The sequence below is a fragment of the Mesobacillus selenatarsenatis SF-1 genome (genome assembly GCF_000813125.1).
Taxonomy (GTDB): domain Bacteria; phylum Bacillota; class Bacilli; order Bacillales; family Cytobacillaceae; genus Mesobacillus; species Mesobacillus selenatarsenatis.
In genome coordinates this window covers 57490-76044 of record NZ_BASE01000041.1, presented here as the reverse complement: position 1 = coordinate 76044, position 18555 = coordinate 57490, and the positions used below count along the sequence as shown (strand labels likewise).

Sequence of the window (18555 nt, the reverse complement as noted above, 5' to 3'; positions counted from 1 at the left end):
ATTTTACGATATGAATCGGATTTCCAAGTGCTACTTCTGCAGCTTCCATAGTAATCTCACCAAGTGTTGGGTGAGCATGAATTGTCATAGCCAGGTCTTCAGCAGTCATACCTGCTTCAATTGCAAGACCAAGCTCAGCGATCATATCAGAGGCATTCGGGCCAGCGATTTGAGCACCGATGACAATGTCATCTTCTTTACGAGTGATCAGCTTCAAGAAGCCATCTGTCTGATTAAGTGATAGTGCACGGCCATTTGCAGCAAATGGGAATTTAGATGCTGTAATATTGATGCCTGCATCTTTCGCTTCCTTTTCAGAATAACCAACTGATGCTAATTCTGGATCAGAGAATACAACTGCTGGGATTGCCAGGTAGTCGATCTCTGAAGGATGTCCAGCGATTGCTTCAGCAGCAATTTTACCTTCATAAGATGCTTTGTGTGCAAGTGGCGGTCCTTCAACAATGTCACCAATCGCATAGATGTTGCTTACACTTGTACGGCACTGTTTGTCGATTTTGATTACGCCACGGTCAGACATCTCGATGCCAACTTGTTCAAGTCCTAGTTCGTCAGTGTTAGGCTTTCTACCTACCATGACAAATACGTAGTCTGCTTCGATTTTCTTCTCTTCACCGTTTACTTCATACGCAACTGTTACGCCAGACTCAGTCTCCTCGACACCCTTTGCAAGTGCCTTAGTGATGATTTCTGCACCCTTCTTCTTCAGGTTGCGTTTTACTAGAGCTGACATTTGCTTTTCGAATCCATTAAGGATTTCGTCTGCGCCTTCAAGAATTGTCACCTTAGTGCCAAAGCTTGCGTATGCTCCGCCTAGCTCAGTTCCAATGTAGCCTCCGCCAATAACGACGATGCTCTCTGGAAGCTCCTGAAGATTAAGTGCTCCAGTTGAATCAAGGACGCGCTTAGAGTATTTGAAAGCTGGAATCTCAATTGGACGAGATCCAGTAGCGATGATCGCATTTTTGAAAGTATATGTCTGGGCTGAATTTTCATCCATTACACGAATCGTATTGGAATCGACAAAATAAGCTTCACCACTTACGATATCGATTTTATTTCCCTTCAATAGACCTTCGACTCCGCCAGTTAGTTTTTTTACTACTCCCGCCTTAAACTCCTGAACTTTAGAGAAATCAAGCGTCACGTTTTCCGCTTTGATCCCCATGTCTTCAGAATGCAGAGCGTTTTCGTATCTATGGCCTGCAGAGATCAAAGCTTTAGAAGGAATACATCCCACATTCAGACACACTCCGCCAAGAGTTGCTTTTTCTACAATTGTTACTTTTTGGCCAAGCTGGGCAGCGCGAATCGCTGCCACATATCCGCCAGGGCCGGCACCAATGACAAGAGTATCAGTTTCGATTGGAAAATCTCCTACTACCATTTTTTACCCCTCCATTAACAATAGTTCTGGATCGTTCAACAGGCGCTTGATGTGATTTAAAGCGTGCTGTGCAGTAGCGCCGTCAATCATACGGTGGTCGAAGCTTAGGGAAAGCGCCAGTACAGGAGCAGCTACAATTTCTCCATCCTTGACTACTGGCTTTTCTGCAATTCGGCCGATTCCAAGGATTGCGACTTCCGGATGGTTGATAACCGGAGTGAACCATTGTCCGCCAGCAGATCCGATGTTAGTGATTGTGCAAGAAGCACCTTTCATTTCATCTGGAGCAAGCTTGCCATCACGAGCTTTTCCTGCAAGTTCATTGATCTCATTAGAGATAGAGAATACAGATTTACGGTCAGCGTCCTTCACGACTGGAACAAGCAAGCCTTTATCTGTGTCTGCTGCAATACCAATATTATAATAGTGCTTGTGGACGATTTCGCTTGTTGCATCATCAAGAGATGTATTCAGCGCAGGATACTCACGCAATGCACTTGTTAATGCTTTTACCACATAAGGTAGGAATGTAAGCTTGATTCCTTTTTCTGCAGCCACTTCTTTGAACTTCTTGCGATGGGCGACAAGCTTCGCTACGTCCACTTCGTCCATTAAAGTAACGTGAGGAGCTGTATGCTTAGAGTTAACCATTGCCTTAGCAATCGCTTTTCTGATTCCGCTCATTTTTTCGCGTGTCTCAGGGTATTGTCCTTCTGGAATAGCCTGAGCCGCTGCAGCTTTAGGTGCCTCTTCAGTTTGTGATGCCTGTGCTTGATCTGCCTGCGGAGCAGCAGTTGGTGCACCTCCGCTTAGGAAGCTATCGATATCTTCTTTTGCGATTCGGCCATTCTTGCCTGAACCGGAAACCTGACGAATATCCACGCCTTTTTCACGAGCATATTTACGGACTGATGGCATTGCCACGATTCGGCGGTTAGGATCAACCTCTGCTTGTGGTGCAGCCGCTGCGCCAGCACCAGTTTGACCTGCAGGAGCAGGAGCATCTGCTGCTTCTTTTTCAATTTTTTGTCCAGCTTCTAATGTTGACTGAACCTGAGCTTCGGTCTTTTCCTGTTTAGGCTGTTCAGCAGGTGCATCTTCTTCTTCACCTTTAAACTTAAGGTGCTCATAACCTGGAGCATCGAACGTTACAAGAACCTGTCCTACTGTTGCTACTGTTCCTTCTTCTACTAAAACTTCTTCGACTGTACCAGCGACAGGTGAAGGAATTTCAACAACCGCTTTGTCATTTTGCACTTCGCATAGTACATCGTCTTCCTGAACTTTATCGCCAGGCTTTACGAACCACTTGACTATTTCACCTTCGTGAATACCTTCGCCGATGTCTGGCAGCTTAAATTGGAATGCCAATGGAATTCACCCTCCTAAGTTTTTATCAAACCTTTATAATTTCACTGTTTATTTAGAATGTAAGTACCTTTTTAGCTGTTGCAATTACATCTTTGTAGTTAGGCAGCCATACAGATTCTGCTTGAGAAAATGCGAAAACTGTATCTGGAGCTGTTACACGCAACACAGGTGCCTCGAGGCTAAGGATTGCACGATCATTGATTTCTGCAACAATCTGTCCAGCCATACCAGCTTGTTTTTGTGCTTCTTGCACAACAATCGCTCTTCCTGTTTTTTCAACAGAAGCGATGATTGTTTCGATATCGAAAGGCATTACTGTTCTTAAGTCGATTACTTCTACAGAGTAGCCTTCTTTTTCAAGCTCTTCAGCTGCCTTTAGTGATTCGTGAACCATTGCACCATAAGTGATGATTGAAAGGTCTTTTCCTTCACGCTTAACATCTGCTTTTCCTAGTGGAATTGTATATTCTTCTTCCGGTACTTCCTGTCGGAAAGAGCGGTAAAGCTTCATGTGCTCAAGGAAAATGACTGGATCGTTATCGCGGATAGATGAAATCAACAATCCTTTTGCATCATATGGAGTTGATGGGATAACGACCTTTAGGCCAGGCTGCTGTGCAACCATTCCTTCAAGGCTGTCAGCGTGCATCTCTGGAGTATGTACGCCTCCGCCAAATGGTGAACGGATTGTTACTGGTGAGCTATAGCGGCCGCCTGAACGATAACGCATACGAGCCATTTGTCCTGCAATAGAATCCATAACTTCGAAAACAAAGCCGAAGAATTGTATTTCAGGAACAGGACGGTAACCTTGTAGCGCAAGACCAATTGCCAAACCTCCGATCCCTGATTCCGCTAGTGGTGTATCAAATACACGGTCTTCACCGAATTCATTTTGGAGGCCTTCAGTTGCACGGAATACACCGCCGTTGACGCCAACATCTTCCCCGAATACAAGTACGTTTGGATCGTTCTTCATCTCTACGCGAAGAGCGTCTGTAATTGCTTGAATCATTGTCATTTGAGCCATGGCTTACTTCGACTCCTTCTCTTTATATATTTCATACTGTTCTTTTAAGTAGTCTGGCATTTCTTCATACATGATTTCCATTAGGTCCGTTACTTTTTGCTTCGGAGTATCATCCGCTTCTTTGATAGCGTTTTTGATTTCTTCTTTTGCTTTTTCGATTGTTTCGTTTTCCATATCTTCAGTCCATAGGTTTTTCTTTTCCAAGAACTTACGGAAACGTACTAATGGATCTTTCTTTTCCCATTCATTGTCCAAATCTGCTGTACGGTACCGAGTTGGATCATCACCAGCCATTGTATGTGGACCATAACGGTAAGTCATTGTTTCGATCAATGTTGGGCCTTCACCGTTGATTGCGCGTTTACGTGCATCAAGTGTTGCAGCGTATACTGCAAGTGGGTCCATTCCGTCAACCTGGATTCCAGGAATACCAGCTGCAACTGCTTTTTGAGCAATTGTCTTAGCAGCAGATTGCTTTTCAACAGGAGTTGAAATAGCAAAACGGTTATTTTGAACGAAGAAGATTGCTGGCGCTTTGTATGCACCTGCAAAATTGATTCCTTCATAGAAGTCACCTTGAGATGCACCGCCATCTCCTGTATAAGTTACCGCAACAGACTTGGCACCGCGCTTCTTCATGCCAAGCGCTACTCCAGCAGCCTGAATGTATTGGGCACCGATGATGATCTGTGGTGAAATAACATTTACACCTTCAGGAATCTGATTACCCTTGAAGTGTCCGCGTGAGAATAAGAATGCTTGCGTAAGCGGAAGTCCATGCCAGATCATTTGAGGAACATCGCGATATCCTGGAAGGATAAAGTCTTCTTTCTCAAGTGCAAATTGAGATGCAAGCTGGGAAGCTTCCTGTCCTGCTGTAGGAGCATAGAATCCTAGTCGTCCCTGGCGGTTCAATGAAATTGAACGCTGGTCCAGAATCCTTGTATAAACCATACGCTTCATTAATTCTTGTAATTGCTCGTCCGAAAGCTCAGGCATTGCCGCTTCATTTACGACTTCGCCCTCTTCATTCAAAATCTGGAACATTTCAAATTGGCTTTCAACATTTTCGAGCTGCTTCACTGCATCAAAAGTGTTATTTTTTGTTTTAGATGCCATCAGAGCCACCTCTTCCTTTCATACTTCATAAATTTTAATTGAATATACAAAAATAGGTTACCCAATATCAGGATAAACTTCCCCGGGTTTATAAATACATGTCAGAGCTGGATTGTTTTTTTGGCCAATCAATAATGAATCAAGAAGTTTTTCAATAAACTATTGCTTGGATCACCATTTGAACACACCATTCTTTAGTTTTCCACAGATTTACTATAAAAAAACTTTTATTTCACCATTCTTATGCCAAAAATACTGTATCAGTGAAAAATACAAATGGATTAATACAATCCGCTCATTCGTTTTTTAGTTTACAACACTAAAATAAGTCCGTCAAATACTATGTTTCATCTTTTTTAATTTTATTCACTATCGGTATGTTATTATCTCAAAAAAGTAACTGTATCACTATTTATTAATTACTGTACTATAATAAATTACTTTCAATTCAAACTGTATTAGTGCTGTGAAGTGGGTTCAAACGGCTTGTACTCCCAGTTGCAGGCATAAACCTTTATCAGGTCCTTAAACTCCGTTGCGCCTTCCTCTTCAAGCACAAAACAAAAAGCCGCTCTTAAAAAGCGGCTTTACATGTCACTTATTACTTTTCCTTATCCGTGCTAACTTCTATTCCAGCTTTTTTGTAAAAACCCATTTTTTCTTGATTATACTGGTCAGTCTTTTCATTGAATTCTTTATTGTTATTCAAGACAATTTCATATACTTCATTCACTTTATTGATTTGTTCTTCTAGTTTCTCAAAGCTTAGTTCCTTATCTTTAAGCATTTCATAAAGCTCTTTGTCATATTGGAGACCTTGTTTGTAGTTTTCATAAAGCTTGTCATGAATTTCATATCTTTCTTTCATAGTCGCCTGCAGTTCAGTTGCCTGTTTCTTCAGGTTTGAGTCATCTATTTCGTCGATGATTTTGTCTACATTTCCAAACTCTTTTTCAGATTCATCTATACTTTCTTTTTCTTTATCAATATGTTCTGCACGTTTGTCAGCTATAGCCAATGCCTCATCTGCCAGCTTAACAATTTGGTCATATTCTTTCATTCCAAGTGAAATAATTTGCTCGTAAATTTCCTTTTCCTTCTTCTCCAACTCTACAAGCGGATCCTGCTGATCCTCAAAACCTTTTTCAATCGAAACGACCTTCTCAAGCGCTTCAAACATTTTCTCCTCTGGTGATTGCTTGTCCAGACACCCAGCTAGACTTAAAACCCCAGCCATCATTATAATAGCTAAACTTATTTTTTTGATTATGGACAAAATAATAACCTCCTCATTGATACCAATTTTACTATAGCGATTGCGACGTGATTTGACAATAGATATGAAATTTTGCGGAAATAATTGTTCAACCTGGATGTGGTAACTGCTTGTCCTTACCCTAAATATATTCACTCCTCAGTGTGTTTATGCTCTGGGCTTAAGCCTACACTTAATATTTTCTTGTGCATAGGCTATAGCAATCGACCGATTTACGGGCGAAAAATACAATTGAGGAGGTTTCCTAATGCACGGTTACGGATATGGATGTGGTTATCCCGTGGCAGGAGCAGGATATGGCAATGGATTCGCTTTGATTGTCGTGTTGTTCATCCTGCTGATCATTGTTGGCTGCGCCTGCTGGAAGTTTTAATTAGAAAAGCGTAAGCGCCTTGGTCAGCCCCAACAAGCGCTGGAGGGCCTACCAGTGAAGTCGCTCTTTGACTTCATTGGAAGGACCGAAGCGTCTCGAGGGGCTAGGCGCTGGAGCTGGACACTAATCTTAGTGATAAATGCTTTCTTATGCAGTTAGGAAAGAGGGAGGGCTAGTCCCTCTCTCTTTTAACATTTCTAGTTAACTTTTTACTGTTCATTTGTTAGACTTAACATTATTACATACTAGAGGTGAAGTTAATGTTGACGATGAATGATATCGTCCGTGATGGACATCCCGTGCTCCGAAAAGTCGCGGAAGAAGTTCCTATGCCCCCTTCACAAGAAGATAAGGCAGTACTTGAAAGCCTGATTGAATATGTTAAAAACAGCCAGGACCCTGAAGTTGCCCAAAAACATGGGCTCCGTCCCGGAATCGGTCTTGCCGCACCACAGATAAATGTATCGAAGAGAATGATTGCTGTTCATGTAACAGATGAAAAAGATAATTTACTAAGCCACGCCCTCTTCAACCCAAAAATCATCAGCCATTCGGTGGAACGTTCCTATCTTGCAGCTGGTGAAGGTTGCCTTTCAGTTGATGAGTCGATCCCTGGTTTTGTGCCGAGATATGCCAGAGTAACCGTAAAAGGGGTAGACCTTGAAGGAAACGAAGTCAAGCTTCGCCTGAAAGGCCTGCCAGCGATTGTATTCCAGCATGAAATCGATCATTTGAATGGCATAATGTTTTACGACCACATTAATAAACAAGATCCATACGCCGAAGTTCCCGATGCAAAACCAGTTGAAAGATAAAAGCCGAATCCTGAGTGATTCGGCTTTTTTGTGGCTTCAACTACCTTACCAAATACTAATATTGTATGCTTTGGCTAAATCGGAGTTCATTTATGACAGGTTATCGGTTTCACCATCTAAACCTGTCTGAATTACGGTCATTTCTTGACAGCTTTTCGCTCAATGGGCTTGAGCCTGTCATAATTCCGGGATAATCTTGACAGCTTTTCTGTTTTACCCCTTCAACCTGTCATAATTCCCACGGTTTCTTGACAGCTTTTCGCCTTTTCATGGCCAACCTGTCTGAATTACGGTCTTTTCTTGACAGCTTTTCGCTCAATGGGCTTGAGCCTGTCATAATTCCGGGATAATCTTGACAGCTTTTCTGTTTTTACCCCTTCAACCTGTCATAATTCCCACGGTTTCATGACAGCTTTTCGTCTTTTCACGGCTAACCTGTCTGAATTACGGTCCTGTCATAATAACTACCACTACAGAACATCATCAGGCATTTCACATCAAATCTGTTTCAATTAGTCTCGAATGGCTTTGATCTAAATCAACTTCAGCTCTTTCAATCCATGCCAGATACCATCGTCATCTACATCTCGGGTTACTTTATTCGCCAGTTCCTTCAGTTCTGGAACGGCATTCCCCATGGCTACCCCAGTGCCAACTGCCTTTAGCATTTCAAGATCATTCAGCCCATCACCAAAAGCGTACACATCTTCCGGCTTGAAACCTAATCGATCCACCATCTTCTTTATACCCTCCGCCTTAGACCCTCCTGCAGGGAGAATGTCCACTGAAAATGGATGCCACCTGATAAAAGTGAATTCGGGATAAGTCTCCCGGTAATACTCTTCTTGCCCTTCTTCACAGAACAAAAGTGTTTGATAGAGCTCTCGGTCTACATAAAAACGGTCATCATGTTCTGGATGGGCAAACTTCAGACCTCCAAGGCTTGTTTCAATGTAATTATGGTGCTTCACTGACGATTTCATCGTCTTGTGGTTCATAAATACGACTGGATGTCCCTTATCAGATGCTTCTTGATATATTTCTTCTATCTTTTTACTATTCAAAGGATTTTGGTAGATTGGCTCCCCTTCAAATACAACATATTGTCCGTTGAAACTCACAAATGAATCAATCTCCAGCTCTTTTCTAAGGCTCTCGAACATGAACGGAGCTCGTCCTGTAGCAATGGCTACGAAAACTCCATTTTCCTTCAATGTTTCGATCGCCTCTTTAGCAGAGGCCGGCAGGTTTTTATCATGGTCCAGCAATGTACCATCAATATCAAAAAATACAATTTTACTCATGATCTTCTCCTTTGATGCTTTTCTTGAAAGTATTTTCTTATTTTTTCCCCAAAGGCTCTTTTCATAATATTTGTTGAAAACAAAAAGAAAGCAACCATTTGATTTATATGCAGTAATCACGGTAGTCTAACAAATTCACTGGTGCGTGTACAGAAATAAGAAATGAAAAACTGTGTCAAAACAATGACAATTTATGTCATTCCATCAATAACCATGAAAAAATTTGCTATTTCATCATATAATATAAACAAAAAGATAGGAATTTGAAAAATAATCTTTGCTAAACTTTTCCTTGTTTACTTTACTTTGGACAAGGATAGTTTAAAATAAGAACTAAGGAGATGATCCACTATGTTAAAGAAGCTAAGAAAGAAGCTTTTAAAACAGTGGAAAGATTTGCTTCGAAAAAAAACAATCGCTTAACTTTTTGAGCCCTTCAAACTTGCGAAGGGCTCCTTCCTTATTGTAAATTGGTTAATAGCGGAAAACACGGCAGGATGGATAATAACAATGGTAACATTGTTAATTTTTATATAAGGCTGATTTCGAATATTGTTTTGACAGAATTATGCTTTACCTACTTATTTGAGTTCGTTTACCTTAAGATATTCCAGACTGGGAATCGCATAAACCTGCAAAACGTTTCATCGAAAATTGCCTATAAAATAGAAAAAGTTAATTTAAGGAGAGAGATTTTTAATGATTTTTAAAGTTTACTTCCAGGAATCAAACAAGCAAGTACCAGTTCGCGAGAAAACGCAAACCATCTATGTAAAAGGTGACTCTGAGAGAGATGTACGGACAAAAATAGCTGACCGCCAATATAATATTGAATATGTCGAGGCAGTTGATGGTAACTATTTTGAGTACGAGAAGCAAAAAGAAGACTTTGAAGTATTGGAGATCGAATAATTTATGAAATTCGTTAAAAATGACCAAACAGCCGTCTTCGCGCTCGGTGGATTAGGCGAAATCGGTAAGAACACCTACGGGGTGCAGTTTCAGGATGAAATCATCTTGATCGATGCCGGCATAAAATTCCCAGAGGATGAATTGCTCGGCATCGATTATGTTATCCCTGACTATTCGTACTTGGTAAAAAATGAAGACAAAATCAAAGGCCTTTTCATTACACATGGCCATGAAGACCACATCGGCGGCATTCCTTATTTGCTGCGTGAAATCAATGTCCCTATTTATGGCGGCAAACTTGCACTTGGCCTGATCAGAAACAAGCTTGAAGAACATGGACTGTTGCGAAAAGCCAAGCTGATCGAAATTAAAGAGGACGATATCATCAAGTTCCGTAAAACATCAGTCACTTTCTTCAGGACTACACACAGTATCCCTGATTCATATGGTGTCGTAGTGAAAACGCCTCCTGGGCAAATCGTCCACACTGGCGATTTCAAGTTTGACTTTACACCAGTAGGTGAGCCAGCCAATTTAACCAAAATGGCTGAAATCGGCAAAGAAGGTGTCCTTTGCTTGCTATCGGACAGCACAAATGCCGAAGTTCCTCATTTCACGATGTCTGAGCGCCGTGTTGGCGAAAGCATTCATGATATTTTCCGAAAAGTGGATGGGCGGATCATCTTCGCTACTTTTGCATCCAATATCCATCGTTTGCAGCAGGTTGTAGAAGCAGCAGTTGCTAACGGTAGAAAAGTTGCCGTATTCGGGCGTAGCATGGAATCGGCTATCAATATCGGCCAAGAACTAGGCTATATCAATGCGCCAAAGGATACATTCATTGAGGCGCAGCAAATCAACAGACTCCCTGCTAACCAGGTTACAATACTTTGTACTGGAAGCCAGGGCGAGCCAATGGCTGCTCTATCTAGGATTGCGAATGGTACACACCGCCAAATCCAAATTCAGCCTGGCGATACAGTTGTATTCTCGTCTTCACCAATCCCGGGTAACACTATAAGCGTTAACAGGACCATCAACATGCTTTCCCGCGCAGGTGCTGATGTTATCCATGGATCATTGAATGACATCCATACTTCTGGTCATGGTGGCCAGGAAGAACAGAAATTGATGCTTCGCCTGATCAAACCAAAATACTTCATGCCGATCCATGGTGAGTACCGCATGCAGAAGATGCATTCGAAACTCGCTACTGATTGTGGAGTTCCTGAAGAGAACTGCTTCATTATGGATAACGGTGAAGTACTTGCTCTTGGCGATAATGAAGTTAGCGTCGCTGGCAAGATTCCTTCCGGCAATGTTTACATTGATGGAAGCGGGGTTGGCGATATCGGAAACATCGTTCTTCGCGACCGCCGAATCCTTTCCGAAGAAGGCCTTGTAGTTGTTGTGGTAAGCATCAATATGAAGGAATTTAAAATTGCAGCAGGTCCAGACCTGATCTCACGTGGATTTGTCTACATGAGAGAGTCCGGTGACTTGATCAATGATGCCCAGAGCTTAATCAATAAGCACTTGAATAAAGTTATGGAAAGAAAAACAACTCAGTGGTCAGAAATCAAAAACGAAATCAATGATACTCTTGCACCTTTCCTTTATGAAAAAACAAAACGTCGTCCAATGATCCTGCCGATCATCATGGAAGTATAAGCAAAAACCGTTGCGATTGTCGCAACGGTTTTTTTGTTAGCTATTTGAATCAATATTGCTGTTTTGTTTTGTTCCTGCCTTCCTTCTAATAAAGAATATGATAACAGCAACAATTACTCCTACTATTAAAAGGATTGGAAGGTTTCCAATCAGGAACACAACAATTCCTGAACCTGCTGCCAGCAAGATGTTAATATTATCAGCAAATTGCTTCTTTATTTTCTGCCAGGTGTTCAGGCTGTCATTATCTATTTTAGGGACTGGCACTTCATTTTCCTGCAGGATGATGGTTACAGTCGAAAGTGCTGTCTGGTTTTCTAGGAACTTCTTTCTGCCCTCTATTTGTTCAATCTGTTCCTGGACATCTGCTAAGTCGGATGAGATTTTTAATAGATCTTCAGTCTTTTGCGCTTGCTTCATGAAATCGAGCAGCCTCGCTTCAACTGCCTTCTTTGATTTCAACCGAGATTCCAGGTCAACATACTCCTCTGTAACGTCCTGCCCGCTTACGTGGCGATTATTAACTTGAACTGAAAGACCTTCAGCATCATTCAAAAACGCATTAAAATGCTCTTGGGGAATTCTGAACGTCATCGTGCCACTTTGCTGCTCGCCATCATAACGATTTGAATTTGACTGTACAATATATCCATTGTACGCTTTTGCTTTCTGTTCTAGAGCATTGCGCGCTTTTTCAAAGTTGTCCACTCTGATATCCATTTCGGCATTATAGATGACCATCCGCTGAGCAGCACCTTCATCTAACTCTTGGCTGGCTTGACCCTCTGCTTTTGCATCCTCCCCGGAATCAGCTTTATCAGATTCTGAAAAACCAATCTCATCTTCACTAACATTTTCCATGCTAGAATTCATGTCACCATCAGCACTCATTTTACTATCTTCCTGTGATATGCCTCCGCTGCAGCCGGCAAGTAGGAAAACAAACAAAAAAACCATAAAAGATACCTTCTTTAACAATGAAAAGCCCCCTTGAAACACTTCTATTTATGAATATGACGGTAACTCTGTTAAAAAGTTACAGGTTGCCTGAAGAAAGTGGTAGCCCCTCCCTTCTTAGTCACATGTTGGCATCACTTGTGACCGAAATACCATAGTTGCTCTCATCTCGGACACATATTCTCCTTTCTGTCACGACTCAGAATTGCTCCTAATTTAATCAAAAAAAAAGCCTTCACGAAGAAGGCTTTCTACATTTACACTGCATCTAGCATATTGAATTGTGCTTTGACGAGGTCATGATATTCTCCCTCGAGCTCCATAAGTTGAGCATGATTACCTTGCTCGATGATCATACCATTCTCTAGCACGAAGATGTTATCCGCTTCCCTGATGGTTGACAGTCTGTGAGCTATGATAATTGCCGTTCTGCCTTTCAGCAGGGTTTTTAATGCCTTTTGGATTTTCATTTCCGTTTCTGTGTCGATGCTTGCCGTCGCTTCATCCATGATCAGGATTCTTGGATTGGCTAACAATGCCCTGGCGAAGGAAAGCAGCTGTCTTTCACCTACTGAAAGGATATTACCCCTTTCTTCCACTTCTGTTTTATATCCATGAGGCAGCTTCTTAATGAATTCGGCTGCTCCTACAGCTTCTGCGGCAGCTATTACATCTTCCTCTGTAGCATCCGGCCTGCCGAACAGAATATTATCGTAGATCGTTCCAGAAAAAATAAAGGTGTCCTGCAAGACGATACTGATATGCTTCCTAAGGCTGCCTATGGAAACTTCTTTTAGGTCATGACCATCAACCAATACCCTGCCCGAAGTAGGATCATAGAACCGGCTGATCAAATTGGCGATTGTCGTCTTTCCTGATCCTGTATGACCAACGAGGGCGACCGTCTGTCCAGCCTTCATTTCGAGGTTGATCCCCTTAAGCGCTGTACGCTTGTCATCGTATGAAAAGACCACTTTTTCAAATTTAATTTCACCGCGCATATCCTCAAGCTCAACCGGATGATCTGCCTCAGAAACAATTGGCTTTTCATCAAGAAATTCAAAGATACGTTCCGATGAAGCCATCCCCATCAATAACTGGTTATACACCTGACCCAGTCTTGAGATTGGTTCCCAGAACATACCAAGATAGAAGGCAAAGGAGACGAATACACCAATTGAGATTGTTCCATTTTGGATTAAACTCGCTCCATACCAAATCAAGACAGCCGTTCCAAGCGCGTTGGTCAGTTCAACCATCGGACGGAACATCGCATTTTTCTGTGAAGCCGACTTCCAGCTTTGGAAGGTCTCATCGTTGACTCCATCAAAAAACGCCATGTTTTCCTTTTCCTGAGTAAAAGATTGTGTAACCCTAATTCCCTGGATACTTTCATTCAGGTGGGAATTTAACTTGGATTGTTTCATGCGAACATCCTGCCAGGAGCGTCTGATATTTTTCCTCAGCTTTGTTGAAATCAAGAACATGATCGGTAAAATAATCATGATTGCCAGTGTAAGCTGCGGGCTTAACGAGAACAAGATAAAGAAAATACCAATCAGCAGAACGATATCCATCAATAAGTTGATGACACCGTTTGTGAACAATTCCTGGAGGGAATTGATATCATTCATAATCCGCACAAGTATGGATCCAGCTGAACGCTGGTCAAAAAAGCGATGGGAGAGATTTTGCACATGTGTGAATAAGTGTTTGCGCAAATCATATATCACATTTTGCCCCAATTGGTTCATCCAGCGGATCCGAAAAATATTTGCGATATAGGAAGCTGAATATAGCCCCGCGATTAGAGCGACCAGCCATAACAGCATAGTAGCATCCTTGTTTTTAACAGCTCTGTCAAGCGTGTAGATCCCAATCAGGATTGGGATGGCAAGCCTGACCGCTGTCGTGATTAATACCATAGCAATCGAAAGCGGAACAAGATTCTTTTTGTATGGCAGCATATAACCGAAAAGCCTTGACATCTGTTTCCAGTTAAAAGGCTTATCAATGACCTGATCAGTAGAATAATGAAATCTTTTTAATACTTCAGAGTTGCTTTTCCTGCTCAAAACCTTCCCCCCCCTGTACATTTGTAGTTAGTTGGTGCTATGACCAAAAAAATCATCATTCCGATTTTTTTCAACCAGTTTGCGAAACCTTTTCTCGGTCCTTGAATTGAATATCATAGATTTTTTGATATGTTCCGCCATTCTTGATCAGTTGTTCATGGGTTCCTCGCTCAGCAATTGACCCATTTTCAAGCACGAGAATCTCATCCGCATGCTTCAGGGAAGAAATACGGTGTGCAATGATGAAGGTCGTACGTCCCTTCATGACTTCCAGTAAAGCTTGTTGAATCATGAATTCAGTTTCCATATCTACTGCACTTGTGGCATCATCAAGAATTAAAACACTTGGATTGACACAAATCGCCCTGGCAATCGCGATTCTTTGCTTTTGCCCCCCAGAGAGCCCCATACCTCTTTCTCCCAAAATTGTATCGTATCCATCCGGCAGCTCCATAATGAAACTATGTGCCTGGGCCCGTTTTGCGGCAGCAATAACTTCCTCCATTGTAGCGTCAGGATTGCCATAAGAAATATTAGCTTTGATAGAAGAAGAAAACAGGAAAGATTCCTGGAGGACAATCCCTATATTGCTGCGGAGTGACCGAATTGAATAATCTTTTATATCCACCCCATCAATCAGGACCTGGCCAGCGACTGGCTCGTAAAATCTTGTCATCAGCTGGGTAATGCTTGTTTTACCTGAACCAGTCGATCCGATCAACCCAATGGTCTGCCCAGGCCGCGCTTTAAAGGTAATATTATATAAAGCTTCATTTTCATCATCTCCATACCGGAGTGTTACATCATTGAATTCTACGTCTCCTGAAAGCTTTTCAACTTGCAGTGCACCACGCTTCTCTTCGATTTCCTCATCAGCTTCAAGAATCTCCAACAATCTTTCTCCAGATGCTTTAGATTGAGAAAATAGGTTCACAACAAATCCCAGGTTCATGATTGGCCACATGATGTACCAAACGAGGCTGTAGAAAGCCACTAACTCCCCTGGAAGCAAGGATTCATTCATGACCAGGAAACCACCGTATCCTAAAAGCAGGACGACACTCAGGTTCCCCAAAAACTCCATTAACGGAAAATACTTCGCCCAAATTTCCGAAGTGAATAAATATTGATCTTTATAATTTCCATTTGATGCATTGAATCTGCCAATCTCATAATCTTCGCGAGATAGAGATTTTACAGTGTTGATCCCGCTTATATTCTCCTGAACCTTAGTATTCAGCTTCCCAAACGATTTCCGGATGCCCCTGAACGCTGGATGGACTGCCCTGTCAAACTTATATACAACTACCGCAAGGAAAGGCAGAGTCGCGAGAGTCACAAAAGTCAATGAAATAGAATAATAGAACATGACAGAAAAACTAATACCAATTAAGAGGACAAACCGAATCAACTCTGAGAAGCCAAAGCTTAGGAAGAAGCGGAAGCCTTCTACATCAGCAGTAAGCCTCGACATTAAATCCCCTGTCTTCGCATTGTCGTAATATCGGAATGAAAGGAACTGTAACTTTTCATAAAGAGAGTTTCTCAGCTTATAGACAGAATGAATCCCGAACAGGTCCCCTGTATATTGATAAATATAGGTACAGATTCCTTTCACGACCATCGATCCGACAAATCCGGCAGCCAGCAGCGGAATAAGCTCATACCGTCCTCCAATGACCGCTTCGTCAATTGTAAGCTGCAGGATCATTGGGTAAACTACTGTAATCGCTGTTACAATCAACATAAATAATATGGACCATATAAAGTAATTTTTAAAAGGCCAATAATATTCCTTTAATTTTTTGAATGTCTCCATTCATTTCCCCCCTTTGGAAAATTAAAGATTCTTTTTTTGGCGAGAGTGCTTTTGTTTCTTTTTCGAAAAGCGGCTTGTATTAGTCAACACTTTACGAAAACCTTTGGAAAAGCTTAACAAAAAGAAAAAGCACGTATACATTAATATATCGAGTTTCGAAATATTTTTCCAGTACTTTGTTAGAATTTTTTTATTTTTTTGTATATGTGAATTATCTGATATTAGTGGGCAAAAAAGCAGTACTGTTGGTTATGGATGTAAGAATCAATGGTGAGCAAGAAAAATGTCCGTTAGAATTACTCTAACGGACAAAGAGGTGCTTCTTTTATGAAATGTGTCCGTTAGAAGGGCTCTATCGGACAAACTGCTGCTCTTTATGAAGAAATGTGTCCATTAGAGGCTCTCTATCGGACGAACTCGTAGTCTTAATGAAGAAATGTGTCCATTAGAGGCTCTCTATCGGAAAAACTCGTAGTCTTTATGAAGAAATGTATCCATTAGAAGGGCTCTATCGGACAAACGCGTGGTCTTACTGAATACATGTGTCCGTTAGACTACGGAAATTCTTCTTTATTCTTCATTTTCCATTTCTTCGAGTACCCTGTCCACGCGCTTTTCTAGCATCTTCAATCCGCTGCCGCCAGCCTGGAAATGCCTTAACAGACCGTTTCTGTCAAAAAGATAGTAAGCAGGGACGTACTGATTTTCAAAGGCAGCTGTCAATTTATGCTCATCATCAATGAAGATGGGCTGTGAAATCTGATGTTCTGCTGCTACTTGTTTGATTTCTTCCATATTCATGTCTTTTTCGGATCGGGGCATATGGACAGCCAACACATTCAGTCGATTTTTATAATTGTCACGAAGTTCATTCAACGATGGCATCGCTATCTTGCATAGATGGCAGCTGATCGACCAAAAATGGATCAATGTCGGCTTTTCACCAACCAGCTGATCCCTCGTAAACTCTCCATTTAGCCATTCAGTGGCTCCGGATATTTCAGGCATAGGTTGACGCAATCTCATATCGAACACCTCTTTTTTGGAATGTCAATTTCACTGACACTTTAAAGCCGGGTTTGACAAATATCATGGGTTTAGTTGCTTTTGTACTCAATATACTTTGTCAGCAAGTTAATCGCAGTCTTGATGGCGTCCTCATCTGGGTCCAGCTTCGCATGATGTAGCCCATGATCCGAATTAACACCGAGCCAGAACATGAAGCCAGGAATCTGTTTGAGCATATAACCAAAGTCTTCTCCAGTCATTGCTTCTTTACAAACAATCACGTCGATATTTTCCCTTTCCTCAGCAAAGGCGATAAAGTCACGTGCCAATTCTTCATTATTATAAACTTGATGATACATGGCTCCATAGTCAATTGAAGTCTTGCATTGATAGCCTACTTCGATCCCTTTTACGAGTGCTTCAATCCTTTCCTTCACTCTTGCCATTGATTCTACAGACAGAGTGCGGATTGTACCTTCTAGCCTTGCTGCTTCAGCGATTATATTTTGTACCGTGCCTCCGGTGATTTTGCCGATTGTAACAACAGCACTGTCAAGTGGATCAACATTCCTAGAAACAACAGACTGAAGCTGGTTCACAAGAGCACAAGCTGCAACGACCATATCATTAGTCTGGTGCGGATAAGCAGCATGCCCGCCCTTCCCCACAAGATCAATGAACAGTTCGGAAGTATTGGCAAAAAGCAGCCCCTCCTTTGTTGCAATCGTCCCAACCGGATATTCTGGTGCAATATGCAAAGCTATGATCATATCAGGCTTCCATTCCTGCATGATATCAGTCTTAAGCATTGGCTCAGCACCACCTGGGCCTTCTTCGGCAGGCTGGAAAATGAACAGTAGATGATCATCAATCGGATGAGTAACGAAGTAGGAAATCAACCCAAGCGCAATGGACATATGGAAGTCATGACCGCATGCATGCATTTGCCCTTCATGAAGTGATTTGAATTCCAATCCAGTTCCTTCCGTGATCGGAAGACCATCGATATCAGCTCTGTAACCAATCGTCTTCTTTGGGTTTCTTCCTTTGATTCTGACAAAGATTCCAGTCTTCCATGTCTTGATTTCCAAGGTGTCCTGAGGGAGACTGCTTAAATAATCAATGAGATATGCCTGAGTTTTGAACTCCTTGAAACCCAGCTCAGGAATTTGATGCAAATCTCTTCTAATTTTTATGAAAGTAGTAGAATCCATAGAGTTCTCTCCCTTTATAAAAGAAAGCGCGGACCACATATCCACGCTTTCTTGCTGTTTAGGAAATACTAAAATGATTTAGTTGTGGATAAATACAGATAGTTTTCTTAATCCAGCTCCAGCGCCTAGCCCCTCGAGTCGCTTGTCTAGCTGCGGCTCCTAACTCCTCGAGACGCTTCGGTCCTGCCAATGAAGTCAACGAA

The 18555-nt window shown here is 41.8% G+C and carries 15 protein-coding genes; 4 read left to right on the top strand and 11 right to left on the bottom strand.

Annotated features, from left to right (window positions below; translation table 11 throughout):
- The 5 genes from lpdA to TY49_RS09230 all read right to left on the bottom strand — a co-directional run.
- On the bottom strand, positions 1-1408 hold a 1408-nt coding region (gene lpdA / locus TY49_RS09250; RefSeq protein ID WP_041965623.1), incomplete at its 3' end, for a dihydrolipoyl dehydrogenase.
- A gap of 3 nt (positions 1409-1411) precedes the next feature.
- The gene (locus tag TY49_RS09245) at positions 1412-2779 is read right to left on the bottom strand and encodes a dihydrolipoamide acetyltransferase family protein (RefSeq protein ID WP_041965622.1); all 1368 of its coding nucleotides are present in this window, start codon (positions 2777-2779) and stop codon (positions 1412-1414) included.
- 52 nt (positions 2780-2831) lie between these two features.
- Entirely contained in the window at positions 2832-3809 is a 978-nt protein-coding gene (locus tag TY49_RS09240; protein WP_041965621.1) for an alpha-ketoacid dehydrogenase subunit beta, read from the bottom strand.
- A gap of 3 nt (positions 3810-3812) precedes the next feature.
- A complete protein-coding gene (gene pdhA, locus TY49_RS09235) occupies positions 3813-4928 on the bottom strand; it encodes a pyruvate dehydrogenase (acetyl-transferring) E1 component subunit alpha (RefSeq protein ID WP_041965620.1) in 1116 nt (371 codons plus the stop codon).
- Positions 4929-5529: 601 nt separating this feature from the next.
- Positions 5530-6204 (bottom strand): YkyA family protein, encoded by a 675-nt coding sequence (locus TY49_RS09230; RefSeq protein ID WP_041965619.1) that lies wholly within the window; start codon positions 6202-6204, stop codon positions 5530-5532.
- Between the two features lie 247 nt (positions 6205-6451).
- Between TY49_RS09230 and TY49_RS24225 the strand changes: the two genes are divergently transcribed.
- Together TY49_RS24225 and def are read left to right on the top strand one after the other, a co-directional pair.
- Positions 6452-6577 carry a YjcZ family sporulation protein gene (locus TY49_RS24225; RefSeq protein WP_084135439.1) on the top strand — a complete coding sequence of 42 codons (126 nt, stop codon included), beginning with the start codon at positions 6452-6454 and terminating at the stop codon, positions 6575-6577.
- 260 nt (positions 6578-6837) lie between these two features.
- Positions 6838-7392, top strand: a complete 555-nt coding sequence (gene def / locus TY49_RS09225; RefSeq protein ID WP_041965618.1) for a peptide deformylase — start codon at positions 6838-6840, stop codon at positions 7390-7392.
- Positions 7393-7925: 533 nt separating this feature from the next.
- Here def and TY49_RS09220 read toward each other — a convergent pair.
- A complete protein-coding gene (locus TY49_RS09220; protein WP_041965617.1) occupies positions 7926-8696 on the bottom strand; it encodes a Cof-type HAD-IIB family hydrolase in 771 nt (256 codons plus the stop codon).
- 699 nt (positions 8697-9395) lie between these two features.
- On the opposite strand from TY49_RS09220, the gene TY49_RS09210 reads away from it, so the two are divergent.
- Positions 9396-9608, top strand: coding sequence for a DNA-dependent RNA polymerase subunit epsilon (locus TY49_RS09210; RefSeq protein WP_041965615.1), 213 nt, complete (start codon positions 9396-9398; stop codon positions 9606-9608).
- Positions 9609-9611: 3 nt separating this feature from the next.
- Complete coding sequence (gene rnjA, locus TY49_RS09205) at positions 9612-11279, top strand: ribonuclease J1 (protein ID WP_041965614.1); 1668 nt, start codon at positions 9612-9614, stop codon at positions 11277-11279.
- A 36-nt stretch (positions 11280-11315) separates the two neighbouring features.
- Here the strand turns inward: rnjA and TY49_RS09200 are convergent, their stop codons facing one another.
- The 5 genes from TY49_RS09200 to TY49_RS09180 all read right to left on the bottom strand — a co-directional run bounded on the left by TY49_RS09200 (position 11316) and on the right by TY49_RS09180 (position 18352).
- Positions 11316-12257, bottom strand: coding sequence for a DUF4349 domain-containing protein (locus tag TY49_RS09200; protein WP_232310424.1), 942 nt, complete (start codon positions 12255-12257; stop codon positions 11316-11318).
- 236 nt (positions 12258-12493) lie between these two features.
- Positions 12494-14311, bottom strand: a complete 1818-nt coding sequence (locus TY49_RS09195; protein ID WP_439646161.1) for an ABC transporter ATP-binding protein — start codon at positions 14309-14311, stop codon at positions 12494-12496.
- Positions 14312-14381: 70 nt separating this feature from the next.
- Positions 14382-16130, bottom strand: a complete 1749-nt coding sequence (locus tag TY49_RS09190; protein WP_041965612.1) for an ABC transporter ATP-binding protein — start codon at positions 16128-16130, stop codon at positions 14382-14384.
- A gap of 570 nt (positions 16131-16700) precedes the next feature.
- A complete protein-coding gene (locus TY49_RS09185; RefSeq protein ID WP_041965611.1) occupies positions 16701-17156 on the bottom strand; it encodes a TlpA family protein disulfide reductase in 456 nt (151 codons plus the stop codon).
- Between the two features lie 71 nt (positions 17157-17227).
- Positions 17228-18352, bottom strand: coding sequence for an N-acetyldiaminopimelate deacetylase (locus TY49_RS09180; RefSeq protein WP_041965610.1), 1125 nt, complete (start codon positions 18350-18352; stop codon positions 17228-17230).
- Positions 18353-18555: the final 203 nt, after the last annotated feature.

Coding starts and splice junctions, on each gene's coding strand:
- TY49_RS09185 (WP_041965611.1), bottom strand. CDS start 17,156: ATGAGATTGCGTCAACCTATGCCTGAAATATCCGGAGCCACTGAATGG.
- TY49_RS09190 (WP_041965612.1), bottom strand. CDS start 16,130: ATGGAGACATTCAAAAAATTAAAGGAATATTATTGGCCTTTTAAAAAT.
- TY49_RS09240 (WP_041965621.1), bottom strand. CDS start 3,809: ATGGCTCAAATGACAATGATTCAAGCAATTACAGACGCTCTTCGCGTA.
- rnjA (WP_041965614.1), top strand. CDS start 9,612: ATGAAATTCGTTAAAAATGACCAAACAGCCGTCTTCGCGCTCGGTGGA.
- TY49_RS09180 (WP_041965610.1), bottom strand. CDS start 18,352: ATGGATTCTACTACTTTCATAAAAATTAGAAGAGATTTGCATCAAATT.
- def (WP_041965618.1), top strand. CDS start 6,838: ATGTTGACGATGAATGATATCGTCCGTGATGGACATCCCGTGCTCCGA.
- TY49_RS09220 (WP_041965617.1), bottom strand. CDS start 8,696: ATGAGTAAAATTGTATTTTTTGATATTGATGGTACATTGCTGGACCAT.
- TY49_RS09210 (WP_041965615.1), top strand. CDS start 9,396: ATGATTTTTAAAGTTTACTTCCAGGAATCAAACAAGCAAGTACCAGTT.
- pdhA (WP_041965620.1), bottom strand. CDS start 4,928: ATGGCATCTAAAACAAAAAATAACACTTTTGATGCAGTGAAGCAGCTC.
- TY49_RS24225 (WP_084135439.1), top strand. CDS start 6,452: ATGCACGGTTACGGATATGGATGTGGTTATCCCGTGGCAGGAGCAGGA.